22 protein-coding genes are annotated in these 23642 nt (G+C 44.9%); 4 read left to right on the forward strand and 18 right to left on the reverse strand.

Features of this window, described 5'->3' with window-relative positions; genetic code table 11:
• Nucleotides 1–5: 5 nt before the first annotated feature.
• On the reverse strand, nt 6–353 hold the full coding sequence (locus G636_RS19250; protein ID WP_051226403.1) for a LytR/AlgR family response regulator transcription factor: 348 nt from the start codon (nt 351–353) through the stop codon (nt 6–8).
• Complete coding sequence (locus G636_RS0102130; protein WP_026506675.1) at nt 331–1650, reverse strand: sensor histidine kinase; 1320 nt, start codon at nt 1648–1650, stop codon at nt 331–333. The genes G636_RS19250 and G636_RS0102130 overlap by 23 nt, the downstream gene beginning before the upstream one ends.
• Nucleotides 1651–1903: 253 nt before the next feature.
• On the opposite strand from G636_RS0102130, the gene G636_RS0102135 reads away from it, so the two are divergent.
• Nucleotides 1904–2695 carry a hypothetical protein gene (locus tag G636_RS0102135; protein WP_196803010.1) on the forward strand — a complete coding sequence of 264 codons (792 nt, stop codon included), beginning with the start codon at nt 1904–1906 and terminating at the stop codon, nt 2693–2695.
• Nucleotides 2696–2801: 106 nt separating this feature from the next.
• On the opposite strand, the gene pncB is transcribed toward G636_RS0102135, so the two are convergent.
• From pncB to G636_RS20180, 4 genes are all read right to left on the reverse strand, one after another.
• Nucleotides 2802–4013, reverse strand: a complete 1212-nt coding sequence (pncB, locus tag G636_RS0102140) for a nicotinate phosphoribosyltransferase (RefSeq protein WP_026506677.1) — start codon at nt 4011–4013, stop codon at nt 2802–2804.
• 95 nt (nt 4014–4108) lie between these two features.
• Complete coding sequence (locus G636_RS0102145) at nt 4109–4681, reverse strand: cysteine hydrolase family protein (RefSeq protein WP_026506678.1); 573 nt, start codon at nt 4679–4681, stop codon at nt 4109–4111.
• A 92-nt stretch (nt 4682–4773) separates the two neighbouring features.
• Nucleotides 4774–5532, reverse strand: coding sequence for an NUDIX domain-containing protein (locus G636_RS16960; protein WP_051226404.1), 759 nt, complete (start codon nt 5530–5532; stop codon nt 4774–4776).
• Nucleotides 5533–6347: 815 nt separating this feature from the next.
• Nucleotides 6348–6521: a hypothetical protein gene (locus tag G636_RS20180; protein ID WP_155832299.1), complete on the reverse strand. Its 174-nt coding sequence runs from the start codon at nt 6519–6521 to the stop codon at nt 6348–6350.
• Between the two features lie 391 nt (nt 6522–6912).
• Here G636_RS20180 and G636_RS0102160 point away from each other — a divergent pair, with 391 nt between their 5' ends.
• The 3 genes from G636_RS0102160 (at nt 6913) to G636_RS0102170 (ending at nt 9860) form a co-directional block, all read left to right on the forward strand.
• On the forward strand, nt 6913–7764 hold the full coding sequence (locus G636_RS0102160; protein ID WP_026506679.1) for a PRD domain-containing protein: 852 nt from the start codon (nt 6913–6915) through the stop codon (nt 7762–7764).
• Nucleotides 7765–7824: 60 nt separating this feature from the next.
• Nucleotides 7825–8310 carry a PTS sugar transporter subunit IIA gene (locus G636_RS0102165; RefSeq protein ID WP_026506680.1) on the forward strand — a complete coding sequence of 162 codons (486 nt, stop codon included), beginning with the start codon at nt 7825–7827 and terminating at the stop codon, nt 8308–8310.
• A gap of 74 nt (nt 8311–8384) precedes the next feature.
• Entirely contained in the window at nt 8385–9860 is a 1476-nt protein-coding gene (locus G636_RS0102170) for a PTS transporter subunit EIIC (RefSeq protein WP_026506681.1), read from the forward strand.
• Nucleotides 9861–10002: 142 nt separating this feature from the next.
• Here G636_RS0102170 and G636_RS0102175 read toward each other — a convergent pair whose 3' ends face one another.
• From G636_RS0102175 to G636_RS0102230, 12 genes are all read right to left on the reverse strand, one after another.
• Nucleotides 10003–10557: an NUDIX hydrolase gene (locus G636_RS0102175; RefSeq protein ID WP_026506682.1), complete on the reverse strand. Its 555-nt coding sequence runs from the start codon at nt 10555–10557 to the stop codon at nt 10003–10005.
• A 29-nt stretch (nt 10558–10586) separates the two neighbouring features.
• Nucleotides 10587–11093 (reverse strand): FHA domain-containing protein, encoded by a 507-nt coding sequence (locus G636_RS19255; protein ID WP_026506683.1) that lies wholly within the window; start codon nt 11091–11093, stop codon nt 10587–10589.
• 16 nt (nt 11094–11109) lie between these two features.
• The gene (locus tag G636_RS0102185; protein ID WP_026506684.1) at nt 11110–11409 is read right to left on the reverse strand and encodes a hypothetical protein; all 300 of its coding nucleotides are present in this window, start codon (nt 11407–11409) and stop codon (nt 11110–11112) included.
• A 78-nt stretch (nt 11410–11487) separates the two neighbouring features.
• Nucleotides 11488–11667, reverse strand: coding sequence for a hypothetical protein (locus G636_RS0102190; protein WP_026506685.1), 180 nt, complete (start codon nt 11665–11667; stop codon nt 11488–11490).
• Nucleotides 11668–11700: 33 nt separating this feature from the next.
• Nucleotides 11701–12060, reverse strand: coding sequence for a hypothetical protein (locus G636_RS0102195; RefSeq protein ID WP_196803011.1), 360 nt, complete (start codon nt 12058–12060; stop codon nt 11701–11703).
• A 62-nt stretch (nt 12061–12122) separates the two neighbouring features.
• Nucleotides 12123–12371 (reverse strand): hypothetical protein, encoded by a 249-nt coding sequence (locus G636_RS0102200; protein WP_026506687.1) that lies wholly within the window; start codon nt 12369–12371, stop codon nt 12123–12125.
• A 47-nt stretch (nt 12372–12418) separates the two neighbouring features.
• The gene (locus G636_RS0102205) at nt 12419–13168 is read right to left on the reverse strand and encodes a hypothetical protein (protein WP_026506688.1); all 750 of its coding nucleotides are present in this window, start codon (nt 13166–13168) and stop codon (nt 12419–12421) included.
• Nucleotides 13165–13872 (reverse strand): LytR/AlgR family response regulator transcription factor, encoded by a 708-nt coding sequence (locus tag G636_RS0102210; RefSeq protein ID WP_026506689.1) that lies wholly within the window; start codon nt 13870–13872, stop codon nt 13165–13167. Before G636_RS0102210 ends, G636_RS0102205 begins: the two co-directional genes overlap by 4 nt.
• 7 nt (nt 13873–13879) lie before the next feature.
• Nucleotides 13880–18157 (reverse strand): FtsK/SpoIIIE domain-containing protein, encoded by a 4278-nt coding sequence (locus tag G636_RS0102215; protein WP_196803012.1) that lies wholly within the window; start codon nt 18155–18157, stop codon nt 13880–13882.
• A gap of 9 nt (nt 18158–18166) precedes the next feature.
• Nucleotides 18167–19810 (reverse strand): putative manganese-dependent inorganic diphosphatase, encoded by a 1644-nt coding sequence (locus G636_RS0102220; RefSeq protein ID WP_026506691.1) that lies wholly within the window; start codon nt 19808–19810, stop codon nt 18167–18169.
• A gap of 30 nt (nt 19811–19840) precedes the next feature.
• Nucleotides 19841–21832, reverse strand: a complete 1992-nt coding sequence (locus tag G636_RS19260) for a PAS domain-containing hybrid sensor histidine kinase/response regulator (protein WP_051226405.1) — start codon at nt 21830–21832, stop codon at nt 19841–19843.
• Nucleotides 21833–21892: 60 nt separating this feature from the next.
• On the reverse strand, nt 21893–23614 hold the full coding sequence (locus tag G636_RS0102230; RefSeq protein ID WP_026506692.1) for an RsiV family protein: 1722 nt from the start codon (nt 23612–23614) through the stop codon (nt 21893–21895).
• Nucleotides 23615–23642 lie beyond the last annotated feature (28 nt).

Genomic DNA, 23642 nt, shown 5'->3' on the forward strand with positions numbered 1-23642 from the left:
GGATATCATAGATTGGATAATACTCTCCTTAGATCCTCGGGAAGAGCAGGTTTTAACAGATATCCGCTTACAAAGAGCTGGTGGGCGTCAAATGCATACTCCGGATATGCAGTCAGTATTATGATATTGATCAGAGGCTGATATTTCTTGATCTCTTCAGCCAGGGTCAGCCCATCCATTTCGGGCATATTAATATCCAAAAAGACTATGTCATAGCACTTGTCGGCAACCAGCGCAAGACATCCCTTCCACCCCTCTGCTTCATCTATTTCAGCATGAGGCAGGATACCTTTGATCAATCTTCTCAGATCCAGCCTTGCTCTTTTTTCATCATCTACTATCAATATGACCATCTGATGCCCTCCCCTTTTTGGGAATAGTCACAGTTGCAATACTACCCTCTCCGGGCCTGCTGTCTATAGTCATACTACCACCACACATTGTGCGCAATCTTTCCTGTATATTCATAATACCGATATGGGAGCGTTTATTATCTTTTTGATTCTTATCCGTCACAAATCCCACTCCATCATCAGATACTTCTATCACATATAATTTATCGGTTTCAAAGCTGTGAATCGAAACCGTACCTTTGCCGTCGGGGTTATTTCTGATCCCATGCTGTACAGCATTTTCCACCATTATCTGTACAGTAAATACCGGCAGCCAAAAATCCACAGTCTCCAGATTTTTTTTTACAGTCAGCTTATCTTCAAAACGAGCCTTCTCCATATAGAGATAATTATCTACTGTTTCAAATTCCTTTTCTGCAGGTATGAGCTCAGTCTCAGTGATCATATCCATACTGCCCCGCAAAAAAGATGTAAAGTGGTTCAAAGCCTCCTCTGCCTTGTCAGGCTCATCAAGATACGATCTGATGACAGTAAGACAGTTATAGATAAAATGCGGCTGTATCTGGCTGTGATAGAGGCGGATCTTATCATCAGCAATCTGTCGTTCTTTGGCTATAACATCATAAGTGTACTCATACTGGTGCACCAGGATCAGCAGGATCAGACAGAGAGAGATCGTAACATTATAAAAGGAGATCCCATAAAATAACATTTGGCACAAAGCCCCTGCAAAGGGCATAACTACAATAGCCAAAAAAGCAATAAACTCTCTATGTCTTAAAGCTCTCTTATTAAGCATGACCTGGATAAATATAGGTATCAATGCCATCATCAGGATCAACTCAGCCAGATAAAAATACTCACCGCGATAATAGCGATTATTTCCATCCACACCATAAAAGAACTTCATATTCCCGTTTAAAATAACAAGTATAATGCCAAGCATACTAAAAAAAACATTTACCTTCAGGCAGATATGGCACACATTCCCCTGTCTCGTCCCTATGACAGCTGCCACATGTGAAGCAATCAGGGCCGGTATGATATAGAGGCAAAGATATATGCTCCAATATGCCAGGCTGACTATAGTGATCGATATCTCTGAAGCATTGCCATTGTTAAAGATGGCAAACACTTCTGCAATGTTCATAATGCCATTTGTAAACAGCAGTACCATACAGGACCATGCAGAACGCCTGTCCAAAGGGCTGGCTGGGTATATTGCGATAGCAGATATGATGCTGAATACTGTGGCCCAGGCTTCAAATGCCATCTGAATATATTGAAAAGCAGTCATGGCCATTCTCCATCTGTGTTAAGCGGATTCCATAAAAAGTATACATTCTTGAATATTTTATCCAAGAATGTATATCTTTATGATATTTTCATTACTAAAGCAAAGGATCCTTCTCTATATACATCGTATAAATCACGGATACTATAAAGATATTTGGAGAATGTTTTTTGAATCCCATTTCAGATATGGTACAATTATGTGAGGGTTATTATTATTTGTAGGGGGAGCATTATTTATGTCCTTAGATATTTATATGCCAGGTTTAAACGAACAGTTTCCAAACAGAGTCATGCTTCACATGGACTCAGAAGGACGCACGTCCATGCAGCCTGATATCACTGTTTTTCCTGTAAGATGCAGCAAATGCCACAGGATCCTGCCTCACTTCTATCTTCACAGAGGCTCTTCAAATAATTATGTAGGCAATATCAGATGCCGCTTCTGCGGACACGATATCAGCGTCAGCGACAGAGAATATATGGTAGACAGGATCTATTTTGATGAAGATGAGATCGATTTTGCCTGTCTCTATCTCCTGGACTGGATCTATATAGACGCTATAGATACCATATATGACGGTGCAGCTTCTAAGGTAGTATTGAAAGATTACACAAGATCAGCTCTCAATTATATCACAGTAGACGATCTCACAAGACGTATTGCCAATGCTATCAGCAAGCAGCTCACCGGCAATATGAGCTTTGTGACAGATCCCAGATTTCCAAAGCTTCCTGCTGATATCAACAGATGGATCGAGCTCCTATACGTAGCCGGTATCCAGCTCCCGTCCAATGTAAGGATTGTCCGAGAAGCTCCTGTACTGCCCTCCATGGAAGGCAGTGCCATCAGTGACTTTAGGAGCATGGACAGCCTTATGGCACGTTTCCCTGCCAAGAGGAAGTTCCCTTTTGAGAACAGCGAAGATCCATATGGCTTTGGCGGCAGCTTCGAGAAGGTAATAAATGAAAGTGCATCTCATACAGATGATTTCATCATAAGCGAAGACGACTATGATCCTGACGATATTGCAGACATAGAAGATTAAAAATAAAAATCTCCGACAGTAGATCATGACAATGATTCTGTCGGAGATTTTTATATGCCATCAAAAATGCTGCAAACCGAAAAACTATTCAATAGCGCCTAATGCTTCAATGATTCATTCTCCAGTCGATACACCTCTGGAGGTAGTCAATGTATTCAGGATTCTTGCACATGCCCTTTCCTGCTGTATCAGAAATCTTGGCCACATCCTGACCATTGCACCTGGTGGTCTTCATGACAATGTTAAGAGCAGGCACCTTGGTATCATTGGAAATGTAAGTACCTATTCCAAAGGCTACTCCTGCCTTACCTTTAAAATGTGCAAAGATAGCAGCTGCCCTGTCAAAATCAAGGGAGTCAGAGAAGAGCAGAGTCTTGTTCACCGGATTAATGCCAAGGCTTTCATAGTGGCTGATCATCTTCTCACCCCATTCAATGGGATCTCCCGAATCGTGTCTTACACCGCTAAAGAGTGTAGCATAGGTGAGCTGGAAATCCTTAAGGAAGCAGTCTGTAGTAATAGCATCTGTAAGAGCGGTTCCGTTGAGGACTCCGTACTCTTTTACCCAAGCGTCCAGTGCATACCAGTTGGAATATGCAGGATTGTGCTTGTGATTGCCCTGTCCTACGCACATGATCCACTCATGAGCCATGGTGCCTACAGGCAGTAAGCCATACTTTCTGGCCAGATATACATTACTGGTACCTATGAATCTGCTCTTGCAGTCAGGACAAGCAGCAAGCTCAGCAAGTTTCTTTACAGCAAGCTCCTGAGCCTCTGCTGACAAACGTCTTCTAAGACCAAACTCAGAGAACACTCCAATATCCAGTTCGCCGCCTTTTAACCTCTCAAACTTGGCATCCAGGCGCTCCTTAAAGGAATCAATAAGATCTGCGTAGTCATACTGCATGCGGAAATATACTTCATTGACAATAGCCAGCGTGGGTATCTCATACATGGAAGTGTTGAGCCAGGTACCTGTGGTCTCTATAGATAGGCCGCTATCGCCATCTGCCGTGATCTCAAAATCCGCATATCTGGGCTGCCACAGGCGCAGGAAATCAATATAAGAGCCCTTGATCCACTTAATGCCGTCCAGATATTCCAGTTCCTCCTCGCTAAAGCGAAGCTGGCAATATGCCTGGATCTGCTCTCTGATCTCTTCTACCATCTCAGCTGTAAACTTCACATCAGTATTACGGCATTTGAAAGACCATGTAGTCTTGTAATCGCTGAACTGGTGGTAGATTGCCTGACCCATTGAGAATTTGTAAAGGTCTGTTTCCAGTAAACTTGTGATGATCTGATCTAGTTTCATTCTAAGATCCTCCTATATTCCCTATCTTTATTTATCGTTTGCAGAAGTTCTTTGGCACGGGTCTCATAACACCGCGCAAAGAACCTGTGTCACAATTATACAATCTCAATATGGCAGGCCTTCATGGCTTCAAGGGCTGTATCATGGCTCTCAGGGCTTACACCTGCGCAGCACTCCCTCCTCACCTTCACATGTGCATTGGGAAGAGCTGCTTTGGTCAAAAGAGCATTACTGATCACGCAGATATCTGTACACAGGCCAATAAGCTCCACTTCCTCAATTCCCGCATCCGCCTTTATCCTGGCATTCTCGCTTCCGCCCATCTCTTTATCGAGCTTCTTAAGGAGAGCAGCGAGCTCGTCACTGCCAAATGTAAGCTTATCTATTATATCAGCCTGATCCTCAAAGCTTGTCAGTGCAGGGATGATTTCCCAGCCCTTTGTATCCTTGATGCAGTGAGGAACAGGAAGATTAGCTCCCTCTTCCGTCTCCATATAGCTGTCAAAATGTGTATCCCTTGTCATGATGATATGGTAGCCCTCTTTAAGAGCTTCTGCCACCCTCTCTTTGACAGCAGGGACAATGGCTACTGCTTCCTTTGAACCAAGGACCCCGTCCACAAAATCATTTTGCATATCAACTACGATGAGCACTTTCTTGTTTTTCATTTTTTCTCCTCTTTCCTATGGTCACAGGTCGCCTCTACTTTTCCTGTTTTTTTCCTGTACTCTCCATTTTTCTCATAAGCCAAAAGCAGATATTATCTGACTCTTGCATACATCAAAGGCTTTCTTCCACTGACGCCTTCTCTCCTCTCCTCACGGCCAATGGCATTGACCTTGCCGCTGTTTACGTATTTCCTTATAAAATCCCTTCTAAAATTGGCCGTATCCAGCTTTCTGTCCAAAACAGCTTCATATATCTTCTGCATCTCAGATAAAGCAAAACAGGAAGGATCACTAACAAGGCTAAATGCATCATCTGTATATTCTATCCTGTTCCTGAGCCTCTCCCTGGCAGTCCTGATCACGAGCGCATGGTCAAAAGCCAGATCCCTCTCTGTTATTATGCTCCTGTCGCTGACAAAAGCCATTCCATCCTCAGTATCCTTCAACTCGAACAGATCCGCAGATGCAGCATCATCTCCCGCCCTTATAAGGAGCTTCTTTCTGGGAACAAAAGCCATATATGCTACAGACAGCACCCTGGTCCTGGGATCCCTGTCTACCGCGCCAAAGGTGCCAAACTGGCTGATAGGCAGACCTTTAAGCGAAGTCTCCTCTTCCAACTCTCTTGCTGCGGCCTGATCTATGGATTCATCTATCTCCATAAATCCTCCGGGAATAGCCCAGTGTCCCTTGTATGGAAAGCCTCCTCTTCTGATCAGTAGTATACATAATTTGTTACTGTCATTTAAGGTAAAGACTACTATATCTGCTGTAACCGAAGGCCTTGGATATTTGCCCGGATCATAGCTTTGAAGAAATGCCTTCTCCTCTTCACTTTCCGGTGTATACATATATTGATCACCACCTCTTTATCATTAAGAAAATATCCAAATCACAAGGATCACACGAATATGGTCCTATGTAGATGAGGTAGGTGTCAAAAGTTCCTTTTGACACCTTATGACTAACGGATTGTTCCGTTTCTTCGAAACTCCCACAATCCTAAAACATTCGCATAATTACGACATAGAAGTGCCTCCCTGCACTTCTGGACATGTCGAAATGCATCCATGCATTCCGCACTACGTGCTACTTTGCTCATGTTTTGCGGGTCATAAATTCATATTCGATTTCGAGCAAGCTCGAATCGAAATGACTTTTGACCCTTACGTCATATACATTATAGTCATTTTAACTATATCAATAATAGTCTATATGACTATATTATGCAAGCATTATTTTTATTTTTTCTATAAACTTTTCAGCCCCGTCTCCGATACTATAAGTAACAATGGAAGGACTCCTCCCCCCAATAACCCTTTTCCTTCCATAGTCCTCTTTTAACCCTGCAGCCCTCCCATCTGCAGGGTTTTTCTTTTGAAACTCCCCTTGATTCTACTCATTAAATTCAAATAGATATTATTATCTGATATATCCGGGTATCATAAATTTCTATAAACTTTTGAAGCTAATGACCGATATAAAAAGTGCAGGGAATGATAGATGATCAAGGAAGGGTCCTCCTCCCCCCAACACTCTTACCCTTCCTGATATGATAGGTGCGGATATCCCCCAAATATCCGCATAAAAATAAAACCGATGGTTCCCCTCCATCGGTTTTATTATTTCCTGTTTATCATTGCACCTTACACCTTAACTTAACGAATCACAAAAGCAGGTTCCAGCATCTGATCGTACGCCAGGTCATCTTTTGACCCTGACCATTGAGGTTTCTGATAGTCAGATCCTCAAGCTCGTCCAGTTCTTTTCCCTCCTCCTGCTTCCTGCGGATCTCTGACACAAAATCCACAAGCTGACGGTCTTTTAAATCCATCTGCATGGCATAACCTCCCTTCGTCTACACAGTTCAACACTTCTCGCGAAGGGCCGTTCTGTAAAAATAACTGTCTCGCTGGTAAATCTACGGGCAATCGTCACCATATATATTATATTACGTTTACAGTCAAAAGTACATGCCAAATATTAATTTTTCATAAAATCTTCACTATTATTTTGTTTAAAATAGCGTGTTGCGAAAGCACTGAGCTATATGATACAGTAATCATGTTTCAAGAAGGAACAATACTAAATGAATATGTAAATAGTGTGTAACTGGTAATGCAGGCATGAACTATCGGCTTTCTGAATTTTGTGATTCGGATCAATGCTCGTGGTTTATGCTTTTTTTGTGCTTTATCACTTTTACGATCAGAAAGCCGAAGGGTGAGTGAATGTATAAGATTATCAAGGTTCTGAACAATAATGCATTGTTTGTTAATAAGGAAGGCAGGAGGGAGTGTATCCTGCTGGGTAAGGGAATCGGATTTGGCCATAAAAGCGGCGATATGATAGACAAGACTCCCGCTATGAATGAATATCATCTGGCCAAGGATGATGACAGACGAAACAAGATCGGTACTGATTCGGGTATTGAGCCTGTATATCTGGAGGTCGCAGGCCGCATTATCGATGAAGCCAAGCTTGTCATAGACGGAGTCCACTCCGATATACTCCTGCCCCTTGCAGACCATATCGCTTTTGCAGCACACAGAGAGAAACAAAAGATCTTCGTACCCAATCCGTTTATACCTGATATCAAGGTCCTCTATGGCAAAGAATACTCAGTAGCCATCAAATGCAGGAACATGATAAAGGAAATGGCAGGCTACGAAGTAACTGAAGATGAGGCAGGCTTCATTGCTCTCCACATCCATTCAGGTCTCTCTCATGAAGCGGTATCCAGGACTATGAGGGACACTCAGGCTATCAACAGCGCTATGAAGCTCATTGAGAGTCAGCTTGAAAGCCCCTGTGACCATGAAAACGTCTGGTATACCAGGCTAATGAGCCATCTTTATTACATTATCGTCAGGACCAGGAATGGGGACCCTTTCAGGATCGATCTGGGAGGCTTTATGGACATGCGATACCCCACTTCCAGCCACATAGCTTATAACGTACTCAGACATATTCAGGAACAGCTTGATATGGATATAGATCCTCTTGAGCAGGGGTATCTGGCGCTCCATATTGAATCCCTGGCCAGATCAGCCAGAAATACGGTTCCTGTCGACATCAGATGATAATACATTCCCGGATAATAATCTGGGAATGCATGCACACAGACCAGAAAGAAGGTAAGCATGTTCAATTTATTCAAAAAGAAAAATGTGGAGATCCTTACAGCCATCACAGATGGCAAAGCAATTGATATTACTGAAGTATCCGATCCTGCTTTTGCAGGCAAGATGGTAGGCGACGGAGTGGCCATCATCCCCTCTAAAGGTGAGCTCTGTGCTCCCTGCGACGGGGAAGTGTCCATGCTCTTTGACACCCATCATGCCGTTGGCATCACATCGGAGAAAGGCGCTGAGATCCTGATCCATGCAGGCATCGATACAGTAAAGCTTGGGGGCAAGCATTTCACAGCACATGTTACTACAGGTGATAAGGTTCATAGAGGTGACAAGCTCATCACAATGGATGTGGAAGCCATCAAAGAGGAAGGCTATGACACTGTGATACCCATTGTGATATCCAATACTGCGGCGTTTGAAGCCGTTACTCCCATTAAAACAGGGGAGATTACTAAAGGCGAAGACCTGCTGAGTCTCACTGCAAAAGCCTGATACAAGGTATTTTTAGGGGTGCAGTCAGATCTGCAGGATTTCCAGGGGATAAACAAAAAAGGAGGGAAAAGAGTATGAAATTCTTACAAAAACTGGGTAAAGCTTTAATGCTGCCTGTAGCATGTCTGCCTCTGTGCGGTCTGCTGATGGGTATTGGCTATCTGCTTTGTCCCGCAACCATGCAGGGCGGTGATATTACGGGGTTTGTACCGCTTCTGGGATTATTCCTTGTTAAGGCCGGCGCGGCACTTATCGACAACATTGCTATTCTCTTTGTTATCGGTGTAGGTGTTGGTATGAGCGAAGAGCATGACGGTACAGGCGGACTTGCTGCCCTTGCTTCATGGCTCATGATCACCACACTCTTAAACACAGGCTTCGTTACAACTATCATTCCTTCAGTTGCTGACGATGTAAACAAGACAATCGCTTTTGATAAGATCGCTAACCCTTTCATCGGTATCCTTGCAGGTATCATCGGATCTTATTGCTATAACCGTTTCAAATCCACCAAGCTTCCTGACTGGCTCAGCTTCTTCAGCGGCAAGAGAAGTGTTGCCATCATCTCAGGCTGCATCTCAATTGTTGTATCTGCCATTCTCCTCTTCGTATGGCCTATCATCTTCGGCGGACTTATCGCTCTTGGTAAAGGTATTGTAGGCTTCGGAGCTGTAGGTGCAGGTATCTATGCATTCCTGAACAGACTGCTGATCCCTATCGGACTTCACCACGCTCTTAACAACGTATTCTGGTTTGATACCATTGGTCTGGGCGACCTGGGTCACTTCTGGGCAGGTGAGACCTCTGCTGATGTTACATGGGATCTTGGTATGTACATGTCCGGTTTCTTCCCTTGCATGATGTTCGGTATTCCCGGCGCTACTCTTGCAATGGTACAGAGTGCCAAGACCACCAGAAAGAAAGTAACAATGGGTCTTCTTGGCTCAGCTGCTCTTTGCGCTTTTGTCTGCGGTGTTACAGAGCCCTTCGAATTTGCATTCATGTTCATGGCTCCCGCACTCTATCTGGTATATGCACTTCTCTATGGTATCTTCACAACCATCACTGTTCTTGTAGGCTTCAGAGCAGGCTTCTGCTTCTCAGCAGGTGCTACAGACCTTATCTTCTCTGCTTCTCTTCCTGCAGCAAGGAACACATGGCTGATCATCCCTCTGGGAATTGCAGCATTTGTAGTATTCTACCTGGTATTCCGCTTCATGATCACAAAGTTTGATCTCAAGACCCCCGGAAGAGAGGATGAAGATTTTGAAGAAGCAGAAAAGTCTGCAGTTCTTGCCAATGATGACTTCACAGCTGTAGCAGCTACAGTCCTTGAAGGTCTTGGCGGCAAGGCAAATGTTACAGGCTATGACTATTGCACAACCCGTCTTCGCTTCGAGATCGCTGATTACACCAAGGTAGACGAAAAGAAGATCCGCAGCGCAGGCGTTGCCGGCATCGTTCGTCCCGGTAAGAATTCCGTACAGGTTGTAATCGGAACCAAGGTTCAGTTCGTATATGATGAACTGAAGAAACTCATCAAAGCATAACTATATCAAACCACTTTTGTACCAAAAAGTTCTGAATCCCCTGTATCAAAAGGGCCCCGCTTGCGGGGCTCTTTTGTATTCTATATGGCGCAGGCCAAAACACAATAAATTAGAGGCATCACGATCATATCATCCGATATGATCAAACGCACAAAAAACCATAGGCACAAATAGCTGCAACAGCCTTTGAATCTATTATCTCCTTATCCCTTATCATTTTTTTAAGCTCATCAAGACTAAAAACCGCAGTAGTGATATCTTCACCACCGTCCAGACACTGCCCTTCAGGACTAGGTTCACAGTCATAAGCCACATATATATCTGCCCACTCATTGCAAAAAGCAGGAATAGAAGCATTCCTGCATAGAAATCTTATATCAGACGATATAAGTCCTGTCTCCTCTTTCAATTCCCTGAGTGCGCTTACAGAGGTATCCGCATCATCTTTCTCTGCGCAGCCTGCAGGGATTTCCCACAGCTCCTGGCCAAATTCAGGTCTAAACTGGCGTATGAGCATTATATTTCCATCCCCAAGCACAGGTAAAACCCCTGCACCATAACCTATCTTATGCTTTACAAAATCCCATTCCTGATGACTTCCATCAGGACAGATTATACTGTCCTTGTAAAGATCCAGGATGCCGCCTTCGTATACAAGTCGTCTCCCCGTCAGACGCAGCTTTCTTTCCCCTTCCAACTTGTCTCCTCCCTGTCATGAATATTGTTTTAGTGAAATGCAAGCTCCATCCTGACTCTTCCCAGACAGAGCTCTGATTTATTATATACCATTACAGGATCTGTTGCCTCCTGCCCACAGGCCAATGTCATATTGACACTGCTGAGGTTCTCTACATATATCCTGCTGTCCTTCTCATAGATACAGCAATGGCGTCTTGAAACAGTCTCATCATAGCCTATCCTGATATCGCAATCACTTCCGGAGCCTATTATCACAGGCTGTTTTAGTGAAGCCATAAAGCTCTTGTCAGGCCTGTCCAGATCCCTAAGTTCCAATACTTCAGGAGCTGCGAAGAGAAAAACCGTATCATGGCCTTCCCTTGATCCCTCGTTGCCTCTCATAGCTGCATCAGTCCCCACATCCTCATCAGAATCAAGGGGAGCAGTTATGCTTGATGCGCCTTGATACTCGTTAGAAGTATTATTCGCTTTTCCACATCTAGCATCATCACCGCTTTTAAGTTTATCCATAAACTTCTTAATGATTCCCGCCATCGATTGTCCTCAATCATCACGGACCCTGATCAGTCCTTTGACCCCAGCCCGCAATATCTTCAATATTTTGTATTTTCCCGCTGATATCCTCTATAAGCTCTTCATCAGCCCTTAGGAAAAGTTTCGATTCATCACTCTTCCACGCTGCATTAAGATCCATATCTTCAGCTTTTAGTTTCCTTACAACATCCTTATCTATTACATCGGCTATTTTCGTCAAATCTTCAAATATTTTCTGATAAATTTCCGCAGCATCCCCTGACCAGTAGGAGGACATATCTTTTATCAGTTTAGCTGAGTCGTCTTTGGCATTCATATCATTCCCTTTAAACACTTATCTGTATCTGACAGTTTTATCAGTGATTTACAAGTCTTATACAGCAGATACCGGAAATCATAACAGGCTCCTTAGGAGCACTCTCACATCTTCTGCAGCCTTTATATACTCCTTTGCTGCCATAACAGCCTCCTCGCCTGCCTCCATAATTTCCTGGCGATCTGCCTCTCTTGCTATTTCCATCAGCTTCTCACCTGCTGCTTTTAGTCGGTATACATCCACCTCTATCCTGGCCATATCTTATTCTCTCTTTATACGCATTAAAAGGCATCATTCCTGATCTCCAAAAAGAAATCTCCCAAGCTCATCTCTCGTTTCCCTGATATCTGCAGCTCTTATCCCGGCTCTCGGTCTTACAAGCCTGCTGCCGGAGTCAATATTTTCAATTATCCTCTTCTCAGCAGCATCATATATACGGCTTATCTCCCTAAGGGCCGCCGATGACCTTCGCATCTGCACCAGGTTATCTTCCAGCTCCCTTTCTATGGCGACGAGCCGCATATAAATATCATCTCTTTTATTGGCGTTTGGAGCATCAGCCGTGCTGAGCCTCAAAGCGATGCGCCGGATCTCTTCTATACACTCTTCCAGATGGGCGCACAGCTTTTCCCTGTCATCAGAGATATCCATTAAGGCATTTGTATCTATATACATATCTTTATACGATCATTATGATCAAACAGAAAGCTTCCTCAGATGATAATCAGCCTGCTGCCGTCCTTTATCCCCTGAGTCTCCATACTCTTATCCATATCAAGAGCCACGCCCAGATCTTCACTCCACATACTCAGGCATGACACTGTAGTTTCATTTGCAGAATTTTCTTTTCTGCATACAGAATGGACAGTTTCTTCCAGCACTTCACCTGCCTTCTTTTTTTCATCCAAAGCAAATTCATAGCTCTTGCCTGTTGATGGGATCTTAATACTTGTGATAATCATATCATTCCTCCTTGCATGATATTAGTGTGATCACAATAGATGCTTCGTCATATGATCATTTCCGTCATCAGGCCCCTGTATAACGGGACCACCTCCAGTATCCTGTCAGATGCTGCTACCAGCACATACTCGGTAACACCGCCTCTTGCGATGACTACGCTTTTAAGCAGCTCTGCCTTTACACAGCCCAGGATTTCTATTGCAAATATCACCTTGCAGCCGCTTGTTTTTGCAATCCCTTCCATCCATCCCTCAATATCCATATCGACTCTTGGCGACGCCGCCTTTAGGTCTTCAAGATATATTTCATCCTTTCCCTTATAGGAAGCGTAGTCACCGGCTGCCTTAGAGCTTGCAGATAGATTCATGCTAAGACCCAGCATTTCTCCTATATGATCTTCAAAGTCTTCTCGTGGCATAGTCATAAGCCTTATTTTGTCACCGGAAAGGGCATCGGGAGCCAGGATAAGAAGTTCTTCCCCGGCAGAATATATCACAAGTTCATCTACTGTCTTGTCAAAAGGAATCAGACGGCATATACGCTCAGGCTCTGTTACGAGTCTTACTATCCTGCTGCCTATATCTGTAAGGGCGATACTGCCATTTTTATCATCTACCCTTTCTATAAAGCCTTCCCCTCGCAGTCGAAACAGACTCTCTGCCATATTCCGGTATCCTATAGACCCTCTTTTTTTGCCACACCCCGGTATATAGGCCAGCTCTGCACCACTTCCCGATAAGAGCAGCTTTAATTCTGTGATAGTCAGGATAATACTTCCTGCAGATCCTTTGATCATAGGGATACCACTTCCTTTTGATAAGCCCTGGATATGGGCACCATATCTCCGTTACACATTATCAGCAGATTATTCTCATTATCCACATGATCCAGATATCTGCTGTTGATCACATAGCTTCTGTGACATCTTACAAAATGCTCAGGCAAGAGCTTTATCAGTTCATCCAAAGAATATCTGAAGCTATATTCCCTGCAGCCTGCCCTGATATAGAGTCGCCTGTTCCTGGCTTCTATAGATTCTGCTTCCTCAATATCCAGCTCTTCCTCACATTCACCGTTAAACACTCTTATCCGGCCTCCCCTGATGGGGCCCTTTGTATCCCCTCCTCTTCTTCTTGCTCCTGTTGATATAGCCCTTTTAAGATCACCATCGTCATAAGGCTTTATGATGAGTTCATCCGGATATATACCACCGGAAAGATATCTCATAGGATCCGTATTGTCATCTACAAATACTATGGTATACTGACTCGGGTCATCCTTTCTAAGCCCGGCAAGATCCTCGTCCTCATATGCCATGGTCATATCCCAGCCCATAAGCTCATAAGGGGCTCCGGCAAAGACCAAAGCCCTGTTATAATCCGCAGCGTTGTATACGTGATATGACCATTTATCGTCTGTATACAGAGCAGCCATCTCAGGTGTGATCCTTTTCACCCTAATGACATCCTGCTCAGTCATGACCAGCAAAAATGAGATCATAGCATTATCATCCCTTCTGTATAGGTGTCAGCAGCGCTATAGATCCGCCTTTTCCAAGGCCTGTGAGATAGCCGGTCCCCGGCCTTGTCCTGGCAGCAAGCTCGTGATAGGATATATCTTCAAAATCAAGCACCCTGTTCTCATCTGCATTACCGCCAAGATGTACTCCTGCCCTTGGCGGGAATATGTACTCTGCCAGTGTATAGGACGACAGGTATTCCTCATCACCATGAGCCGCCACTGCACATATAGTCACAAGACCGGCATCATCCCTCTCCATCATATCTGTAATGAGCGCGGGAAGGTCTTTAACCATGCCCTGAGGACTGTATATAAGCCCCATGCTCTCTCTAAGGTCATCCATAGCGATCATGACCCGTCTCCCCTCTTTCATTGCAGATATAGCTCCTTGTATCCTCTCATGGAGAATTTCTATGTCGTTTGCGCCAGAGTCTATTATGATCAAGTAGGGAGGCTCTGCTGCTGTCTGTGATGATCTGATAATGGTATTTAAGAGGCCACTCTTGCCGCTCCTCTTCCTGCCGCAAATGAGAAAGCTTCCCTTATGATCAGTATCTATAGTCACTATAGAAGCAGTGGCCGTGTCATATCCTACTCCTGCAATATATGGTCTTCCAAGAGCTTTTAGCTGCTCTTCAAATATGCTGTATAAAGGAGGCTCCGGAATATAAGGGACAGGCTCCGGACGCACGCCTACATAGCTCTCATCTGCTCTCCTGGCATCAGCTGATATATGATCCATTCTCTCTGCAGGTTCGCTGCAATATACAAGAGCTGTCCTTAAAGCTCTTACCTTGCCCTCCATCTCCATAAGACCGGATCCCGCATCCCCCGGCAGAGGCAGGTCATCTTCCGCCCGTCTTCCAAGGAGCATCCTGTAGGAAGCCCTATCTGCCATTCTCATTACTATCCTGGTCCTGATACTGTCAGCCATCCTGATAGGAATATCGTGAAGACCAAATTCGCTCCCGCTGACTATTATATTTACTCCGCTTCCTACACCCTCAGAGGCTATATGGATCAGTTCTTCATCATAGCGCCCCTCAGTCCTGTCTCTGACTGCAGCCATGCCGTCTATCACCAGCATGGTAAAAGGCGCATCCTTTTTATAAACTTCTGCCCTGCCTGTGCTTATCCTCTCTTCCAGCATATGAAGAAGGGGACCTATCTTGTCTGTATCAGCCTCCGATATGTATCCGCCTACATGAGGATAGTAAGCAAAGGGCTCAAGATTTTTTCCGGACATTTCCACAATATATATAGCCATCTGCTCCGGACTGTAAGCATTTACAAGAGAGAACAATATAGACTGTATGAGACTGGTCCTTCCGCTGCCCTGCATGCCCATTACAGCTATATTGCCATCATCCCTTCCCGGATACCAGGGAATATAGCTTGCCTTTTCGGGAGCATCCAAAAGAGCTGCCATGAGCCTGGTATCACCTGCGCCTTTTACAGAATATCTGTCAAGGAGCTCTCTTGCACCTTCCATTGTCAGATCTTCAGAAAGAGAAGGAAGATATAGATAGGCTTTGGCTCTTGATTTCTTGGGCTTCCTAAGAGCCTCTATCTGTCTGCATATAAGTTCCAGCTCCGTATGGCCTTGTCTGTCACCCGACCTTCTACGCATTGCTGCCTTATCCGGACTTCCCATGGAAGAGAGCATGATCGCAGGCTCTTTGTCATTATCATATACCGCAGCACTATAGGCAGTCTGAAAGAGCGTAGCCGCCCTACTCTCACCTATGGTCAAAAGCGCCCTTCCTGCCTTCTCAATACCAGCTGCCTCAGGCGAGCCTATGACCTCCATGGAATCCTCCCTTGTCTGTACCCTGAGAGCTATCCTGAAGGAGACATTGCTCCTGATATTAGCGTCCACAGCGCCTGCAGGCCTCTGGGTGGCCAGTATGAGATGCAGGCCCAGACTTCGTCCTGCCTGGGCTACCGCAGCCAGCTCCGGCATAAATTCCGGCATATCTCTTGCCAACAATGCAAATTCATCTATGATGATAAAGAGATGGCTTAGTCTGTAACCGGACTTATCCTTAGCTACTCTGGCCAGGTCATCCACATGACTTGCAGCAGCTCTTTTAAGTATCAGCTGCCTTCTGGTCATCTCACCCCTAAGGGCTGTCAGTGCCCTTCTGGCCTCTTCTCCTGACAGATTAGACACAGAGCCTATTGTATGAGGGAGGTCTCTGAATACATCAGCCATACCTCCGCCTTTATAATCTATGAGGAAAAGCTCCAGCTCTTCCGGAGCATAATTGACAGCAAGAGACAGTATGAGAGTCCTAAGGAGCTCAGATTTGCCACTGCCTGTCATACCTGCAATAAGGCCATGAGGACCGTGCATGCCCTCAGACAGATCCAGGATCACAGGCACGCCTGCTTGTCCCACGCCAATGCGTGCTCTTATGCCTTCCCTGCATCTGGCTACGCGCCACCTGCCTTCTATATCCAGATCATCAGGACTCTCTGCCTTATACAGATCCAGGAATGACAGCTGCTCCGATATGGGAGATCCGCTTCCCATAAGATCAGTCTTTAAGCCAAAGAGATATGATACAGCCTTAAGAGGATAATCCCTGCTGACCTTATCAAAGGCTACAGTTTTCCCGGATCCCCTACCTTCCTTTGATCTATATATGCCCGAGTAATTTCCCTTTTTTTCTATTATCAGCTCCGTATCTGAAGGAATACTCTTGTCTCCAAGATAGATATTGATGATACGGGGACTTTCTCCATTTTTAGTCCCGCGTTTTTTAAGCTCAGAGGGGATGAGATAAGCCTTGTCAGTTATTATGATATAGGTCTGCTCCATAGAAGCACTGTTTCTCATATGATCTGTAAGAGCAAGGGATAACCTGTCACACTCTGCCTTACCCATAGCAATATATCTGGCAGGCTCCCCTTCATTCCATACATGGGGAAGCCAGTGTACATAACTTAGTTCATCACTTATCCTGCTATCCTCGGATAATAGAAATACCAGCTTGACATCATACGGACTCAGGTTAAAAGCAAGTCCCAGTATGAGTATGGTCGCTATCCCTATCATGTCCTCAAAGCGGTCAGAACTAATACCCACAGAACCTGCGCTTCCAAGGTCTGCACATACAGGTACATCCTCCAGCTGCCTGTATTCATCCAAAATGCTATCAGCTTCCTTTACAAGCTCATCACCCATGTCAAAATAATGCCAGTTCCTGTGGTCAATCAGGATCCTGCTCTGGGGGCTGCCAAGTCCCATACGTATACACAGATAATCACTGTCAGCAGGTGTCATATTCCACAATCTGCCGGATCTGCCTGCCAGGCTTACCTTGGAAGGCAGCGGCGGATAATTATCATTTAATATCTTCTTGCTATTCTCCAGGATCATATCCAGCTGCCTTCTGATCCCTGAGAGATAATCCCTGTAAGCATTTCTCATCTGCATTACAGATCTGTCAGCAGAGGAGGCATTAGCTGTTAGCGCTTTGTCCGGAAGGCCTTCCAGCACAATGACCCTTTCTTCCACCTTCTCACTTATCCTGGGGGCTATATGCACCCTGTTCTCATTATGGCGCTCATAATTTTTAACAGGTGTATGGGCAGGCCCTTTAGGGAGCTTAACGGTCAATTCGCCCTCTCCTTTTGATACAGCAATGGTCTCCCCTAGCCATACCAGGCTCAGGCCATAGATATATATACAGTCCCCCATATGAAGCACTGCTTCCTTACTGATCTTAGTACCTTCCAGAAAACAGCCGTTGGTACTCCTGTCCCTGAGCTTCCACTGGCCCTTTTGTCTCACAAAGAGTGCATGCACAAGAGATACTATCTCGCCCCTTGGCCCCCCTGCAGAGTAGCAGATTTCGCAATCGCTTCCACGGCCCACGGAGAATTTGGAGATAGCTGAAATATCATACATTTCATAGCTTTGGAATACCTTTCTCCCGGTGGACACCCAGATAGCGATCCTCTCGCCATATCTTGTCATACATACGAAGCGCTCACCGCCTTTTAGCTCTTCACCCTTATAATCCTCGGGATAGATCAGTGCTATGCCCTCTTCCCTGGGATCTCTGTCATAACTACAAAAATGCCACCTGCCGGAGACATTCTCCAGCAAAGCGGCATTATCTTCTTCAAGCCCAAAGACATAACTATCAAGCCTGATACGGTATTCTAAGATCTCTATATCCGGCAATACGCATTCCTGATAAGCATTTTGTGAAAAAAAGGTAAGGAGCATGCTCATGCTGATAGCTTTCCTCACTAAAAGGCATCAGGATTCCATATTGTCCACAATGGTCGGCAGGAGCTGTTTCTTTCTGGATACCACGCCCTTAAGGATGACAGAACTGTCTCTTGCTGTCACATTAAAACCGTTCTCCAGAAGCGCTGCAGCCCTATTGCCGCAGCATACTACTTCCGAGCTCTCTCCTATGATATTGGTCAGCATGAAGAACACCATATCCAGGCCATCTCTCTTAAGAGTAGCAGCCAGTTCAGGCATGATCTTCTCCTTGATCTCCGAGAGCTCTTCGCTGCTCATGGAATTGATCTGACCTATACCTATTGTCTTGCTGTCAACAGTAAACTTCTTAAAATCCTGATGAATGATCTCATCGGGCTTCTTGCTGCTGAGATTACTTCCTGCATGGAACATCTCTCTTGCAAGGCTTTCCGGATCTACGCCCGATATTGAAGCCAGGTCCTCACCTGCTTTTCTGTCTGTTTCTGTGCAGGTAGGACTTCTATACATTAGTGTATCGGACAAAATCGCCGCAAGAAGAAGACCTGCGATTTTCTTTGTGATACGTACCTTTTTCTCATGATACATCTGATAGATGATGGTAGAAGTCGAGCCCAGGGGCTGATTTCTGAAGAAAACAGGCGTGGATGTGGATATGGTGCCCAGCCTGTGGTGATCTATGATCTCAAGGAGCTCTGCAGAGTCCACACCATTAACAGCCTGGCTACCTTCGTTGTGATCGACCAGTATCAGCTGCTTTCTGGCTGCTCCCAGGAAGTTACGACGTGAGATCATACCCACATATCTGTCATTCTCATCAAGGACAGGGAAATATCTGTGCCTTACCTTGGCCATGACATCCTGGATATCCTCAATATAATCATCCAGATGGAAGCTGATCAGCTTGTCCGCATTCATGAAATGTCCTATGGGCATACTGGTATTGACAAGTCTTGACGCTGTAAATGTATCATGAGGAGTAGTGATGATCCTGCAGCCATGGACTCCCGCCTGGGTACGGATAGTCCTTGCTACTTCAGAGCCGTCGCAGACTATGATGCAGGCTGCCTTCATCTCAATGGCACAAAGCTGGGTCTCATATCTGTTACCCAGTATTACCACATCACCGGGTCCTATGATATTCTCCATGACTTCAGGACTGGCTGCAGCCACTACAACCTTGCCAGCTTCAACGCAGCCCTTGTCATCTCCCACTATGATCTCGCCGTCCAGAGTCTTGACTATGTTCTTATAAGGAGTCCTGGCATCAGCCAGAAGATCGGAATCATATACATCCAAAAGGGATGTAACAATGTCATTGGTAGTGATCAGGCCTTCCAAACGGCCATGATCTGTGATACATACTGTTACTACTCCTGCTGAGCGCATCTTGTCCCAGGCTTCCTTAAGGGATGCATCCCTTCCGCATCCGTCCAGTTCTCTGATCTCCAGATCTCTGACCTGAGTACGCACATCAGTGAGCATAGGCGGAGATGCCACCTTGAATTTGTCCAGGATATACTTGGTCTCTTCATTGAGATGACCGGCTCTTCTGGCTTCATACTTTCTGTCTGAAGTCTTATTAAGGAGCTCAGCATATGCGATCGCAGCGCATATACTGTCAGTATCGGGATTTTTGTGTCCTACTACATAAATGGGTCTGTTGTTTTTCATGTCAACCTTTCATATTTGCATTTATATCTTTTATAGTAATCTTTCTAATATCTGAAACAGCTGCCTGGAATTGATGGGCTTACTGATATAAGAATCCATGCCCATATTAATGGCCTTTCTCATACTCTCCTCAAACACATCTGCAGACATGGCTATGATAGGTATATCCTGTGCATCCTTCCTATCCATCTGTCTGATAGTGCGGGTTGCTTCATAACCGTCGCATCCCGGCATCTGCAGATCCATAAGTATACCGTCATAATAGCCTTCCTCTACCCGGGCAAATTTATCGCAGCCCTCAAAGCCATCAGAAGCACTATCCACTATGATACCGGCTTCGCCAAGAATACCGGCTGCCACCTCCACATTGAGGCTGTTATCTTCAAAGAGGAGTATCCTCTTGCCGCAGAGCTTGCTCCTTACGCCTTCCTTACTCTGACTGGCAGCTGCAGTATCCTCTTCATCCTGTTTACAGTGCCCCACTCTGACTACTACTGTAAATACAGAGCCAACACCCTCAGTACTCTCCACACTTATATCACCGTGCATGAGATTAGCAAAACGCCTGGATATTGCAAGCCCAAGGCCGCTTCCTTCACCAAAGCGCTTCTTGTCCCTGTTCTCCTGAGTAAAGGGTCTGAACAACTTCTGCATAAAGGAGGGGCTGATACCGCATCCTGTATCTCTGACGGTAAAGGTCATGACCAGATCCTTGCCCCTTGAAGCCTGTGATATACCAAGACTCACACTTCCATTAGCATCAGTAAATTTAACTGCATTGCCCAAAAGATTGACCAGTATCTGACTGATCCTCTTTCTGTCAGCAATAAACTGCCTCTCTTCAATATCTGCTTCCTCAATGCTGACTGATACGCCCTTTTTCTCAGCAACAGGAAGTATTATATTCCTGACATCATCCAGTATATCATCAATCCCTGTCTTCTCTACTATGAGCGTGAGATTGCCATCCTCTATCCTTCTGATATCCAGGACATCATTGACTATGCCCAGAAGATATTCGCAGGATGAAGCTATCTTATGCAGGGAATCAAGCATCTCAGGGTCCCTGGTCTTGTGCGAAGCCAGCTCTGCGATTCCCATGATAGCATTCATAGGAGTGCGGATCTCATGGCTCATTCGCGACAGGAAGTCGTTGATATATTGATTGCTCCTGCGCTCGGCTTCCAGCGCCTTGTTAAGCTTTTCATTAAGAGCTGTGATCAGCCTCTCCTGGCGGTAGGTCTCTGTAACATCCATAAAGCTGCCTACCAAGCCTACAATCTTACCATTCTCATATACAGGATTCTTGGTAGCCATTATATCTCTCAGCTCCGTCCCCTGCATACATTTACCGCGGACCATGTATGTACTGGCCCCCTTTAGGACCTCCTCTTCATCATTTTTAAAAAGAGCAGGTTCAGGATGCCAATTCATCTCTTCATCATTCTTGCCTATGAAGTCGCTATCCTTGGTAAAACCATAATATTTCCTGAAAGCCTCATTGGCTCCCAAGAATTTCCTATTGGAATCCTTCCAGAATATGGGTACCTGGGTGGTATTGAGTATGGTATTTAAGAGAACCTCATTCTTGTCATTGCTTGCCTTGACCTTGTCATTGTTATAATGCAGGTCATTGACATTACTGAGATTAACATAGATCAGGGAAGCATTATCACTGGCAGCTACAGAGTTGATAGTCACTCTGTACCACTGATATCTGTGACCACCAACTGCCTTGAGCCTGGCGTCCATACAGATATCCTCTCCGGGAGCCATATTGGCAGTCAGCAGCATATTCCTGAGACTGGTCACATCATTGGGATGTACGATCCTCTTGTAGATCTCTGAATCATCATCCTTATTGTCCGAGGATGCACAGCCAAACTTCTCATATACTCTGTCTGAAGCAAGCTCCAGACGAAATATATTGCCGTCATAACTAAAAACAACAAGTAGTGCAGGAAGCTTTGACATAGCCTTTCTGTAATCGCCGGAAATGAAGTGACGCTGCCCTTTTGACATAACCCCTCCAGATTATTTAGGATAATGCGACCGATATTTTCTACTCATTTAAGTATAACTTTAACCAAAGCTAATTTCAAACTCATATTCACTATTATAGGTGCCTACGCTCATTATGCCGTTTTCATAATAAAAGACTTCGGGAGCGGAACGAACTGGAATTGTCTGCACCTTACTGCCATCTCCCAGATCAAGGACATAGATATAATCTGGCTCAGCAGTAAAGCCGTAGCCGCATATGATAGCATCGCCTATCACCAGGAAATTCCTGGCATTGGATACCAGAGGCTCTGATTTCCATAAGAGTTCGCCGGTCTCCAGACTTATGGCAGCTATATAGTTGGACCTGGGCTCAACCGATGCATATCCATTATGACCAAAGCTCACATATAGAACGCTCTCATATATCTTGGCACATCTTATGAACTGTACATCAGCTGAAGCGGTACCTGTTATGGCATCCGCACTGTTCATCAGCGAGTTCAGATCAAAGGAATAAAGCGGCCTCCCCGTCACTGCATCTGAGATATTAAGAGTCTGGAACATGTAATCATACGAGAGGGATTCATCATAGCTATATCTGTAGATACCATCACTATAGCCGTTAAATACATCCTCTACACCCAGCCTCTCTATATATTCGTCTGTATCCAGATAGTCTATGTCCTTTTGGCTCTTCTTATCTACATTGATGAGAGTCCCTGTTGGCGATGCCGCATCTGATACATAATACTCCCAGCTGGGATTGTTATAGGACAGATGATCTGCTTCCTCGTAATAGTCATCCCCCTCGTAGCCCTCGCCTTCATAGTCTTCAAACTTCCTGGGCTCCACATTTATGATGTTCTTATCTTCTCTGCGTTCTATCTTATCTGTAATGGAAGTCTCTCCTTCCAGAAAACGTTCCTTGATAAGGCCGGGATAGTCATCTGCTGAAATAGTCACATCAAAGTCTCCGGCAGCATAGGAAGCCAGCGCATAGGTATTGAAATGGATCTTTATATCCCTTCCGGATATATAGTAATGGATATTGTCATATTCGTTGTAGCACTGACTTATAGCCTCTTTGGTAGCTTCTTCCCCGTCAAAGAAATACTCCGCATATTCATCTATAAGCTCATCATATACGATATTTACAAAATCCCTGTCGTCATCCAATACGCTTTTGACAGAGATGACATTGCCGCTAACAGGATCCAGATTGATCATGCTGATATAAGAATAGGGATGGGCTCCGCCTGCATATGAGTACGCACTAAGCTTAATAGTAAAAAATGTATCATCAGCCCTTAGTATGTCAGCGAGCATCTCATCTTCGCCCTTCATACCCTCGCCTATTTCCATAACATCAGAAGCAAAGATGCCGGTAGAATATTCCACATCTCCCTTCCAGCTGTCATTGTAATCTGCCACCACCTTAGAGAGTTTCTCGTGATCCGAGGCATAGTCCTTCGCAAGGTCTATCCTGGAATACTTGCCACTTGCATATTCCTTATCATCTATACTGCAGCTCACATTATAATCAGTGATATCAGCTATCTTAGAATATTCAGAACCGCCATTCTCTTCTTTGGCAGTGTTATCATTATCAGCTCCTGTCTCATCACCACTGTTTTCATTCTTTTCACCCGCAGAGCTGTCATTTAGCTTTTCATCCTGTCCGTCTCCGGCTTCGACTCCCGCTTCTTCCTTAACAGTCTGTCCATCTTTTGAAATAGCTGACTGACTGCTGCAGGCTGATAAAAGTGCCAATGATATTACTATACTGACAAAACTTTTCATTTTAGTCCTCCCATAATTCAGTATAATT

Origin of the sequence: Butyrivibrio sp. MC2013, assembly GCF_000424585.1 — a bacterium.
GTDB lineage: Bacteria > Bacillota > Clostridia > Lachnospirales > Lachnospiraceae > Butyrivibrio.

What these genes read in the sequence shown, in the direction of transcription:
- G636_RS0102210 (WP_026506689.1), bottom strand. Translation starts at nt 13,872, where the DNA reads ATGATCTCATTTTTGCTGGTCATGACTGAGCAGGATGTCATTAGGGTG.
- G636_RS20180 (WP_155832299.1), bottom strand. Translation starts at nt 6,521, where the DNA reads ATGCAGATGGATTTAAAAGACCGTCAGCTTGTGGATTTTGTGTCAGAG.
- G636_RS16960 (WP_051226404.1), bottom strand. Translation starts at nt 5,532, where the DNA reads ATGTATACACCGGAAAGTGAAGAGGAGAAGGCATTTCTTCAAAGCTAT.
- G636_RS0102185 (WP_026506684.1), bottom strand. Translation starts at nt 11,409, where the DNA reads ATGAATGCCAAAGACGACTCAGCTAAACTGATAAAAGATATGTCCTCC.
- G636_RS0102195 (WP_196803011.1), bottom strand. Translation starts at nt 12,060, where the DNA reads ATGGATATCTCTGATGACAGGGAAAAGCTGTGCGCCCATCTGGAAGAG.
- G636_RS0102145 (WP_026506678.1), bottom strand. Translation starts at nt 4,681, where the DNA reads ATGAAAAACAAGAAAGTGCTCATCGTAGTTGATATGCAAAATGATTTT.
- G636_RS19250 (WP_051226403.1), bottom strand. Translation starts at nt 353, where the DNA reads ATGGTCATATTGATAGTAGATGATGAAAAAAGAGCAAGGCTGGATCTG.
- G636_RS0102160 (WP_026506679.1), top strand. Translation starts at nt 6,913, where the DNA reads ATGTATAAGATTATCAAGGTTCTGAACAATAATGCATTGTTTGTTAAT.
- G636_RS0102230 (WP_026506692.1), bottom strand. Translation starts at nt 23,614, where the DNA reads ATGAAAAGTTTTGTCAGTATAGTAATATCATTGGCACTTTTATCAGCC.
- G636_RS0102165 (WP_026506680.1), top strand. Translation starts at nt 7,825, where the DNA reads ATGTTCAATTTATTCAAAAAGAAAAATGTGGAGATCCTTACAGCCATC.
- G636_RS0102135 (WP_196803010.1), top strand. Translation starts at nt 1,904, where the DNA reads ATGCCAGGTTTAAACGAACAGTTTCCAAACAGAGTCATGCTTCACATG.
- G636_RS0102170 (WP_026506681.1), top strand. Translation starts at nt 8,385, where the DNA reads ATGAAATTCTTACAAAAACTGGGTAAAGCTTTAATGCTGCCTGTAGCA.
- G636_RS19260 (WP_051226405.1), bottom strand. Translation starts at nt 21,832, where the DNA reads ATGTCAAAAGGGCAGCGTCACTTCATTTCCGGCGATTACAGAAAGGCT.
- G636_RS0102220 (WP_026506691.1), bottom strand. Translation starts at nt 19,810, where the DNA reads ATGAAAAACAACAGACCCATTTATGTAGTAGGACACAAAAATCCCGAT.
- G636_RS0102200 (WP_026506687.1), bottom strand. Translation starts at nt 12,371, where the DNA reads ATGATTATCACAAGTATTAAGATCCCATCAACAGGCAAGAGCTATGAA.
- G636_RS0102205 (WP_026506688.1), bottom strand. Translation starts at nt 13,168, where the DNA reads ATGATCAAAGGATCTGCAGGAAGTATTATCCTGACTATCACAGAATTA.
- G636_RS19255 (WP_026506683.1), bottom strand. Translation starts at nt 11,093, where the DNA reads ATGGCGGGAATCATTAAGAAGTTTATGGATAAACTTAAAAGCGGTGAT.
- G636_RS0102130 (WP_026506675.1), bottom strand. Translation starts at nt 1,650, where the DNA reads ATGACTGCTTTTCAATATATTCAGATGGCATTTGAAGCCTGGGCCACA.
- G636_RS0102190 (WP_026506685.1), bottom strand. Translation starts at nt 11,667, where the DNA reads ATGGCCAGGATAGAGGTGGATGTATACCGACTAAAAGCAGCAGGTGAG.
- pncB (WP_026506677.1), bottom strand. Translation starts at nt 4,013, where the DNA reads ATGAAACTAGATCAGATCATCACAAGTTTACTGGAAACAGACCTTTAC.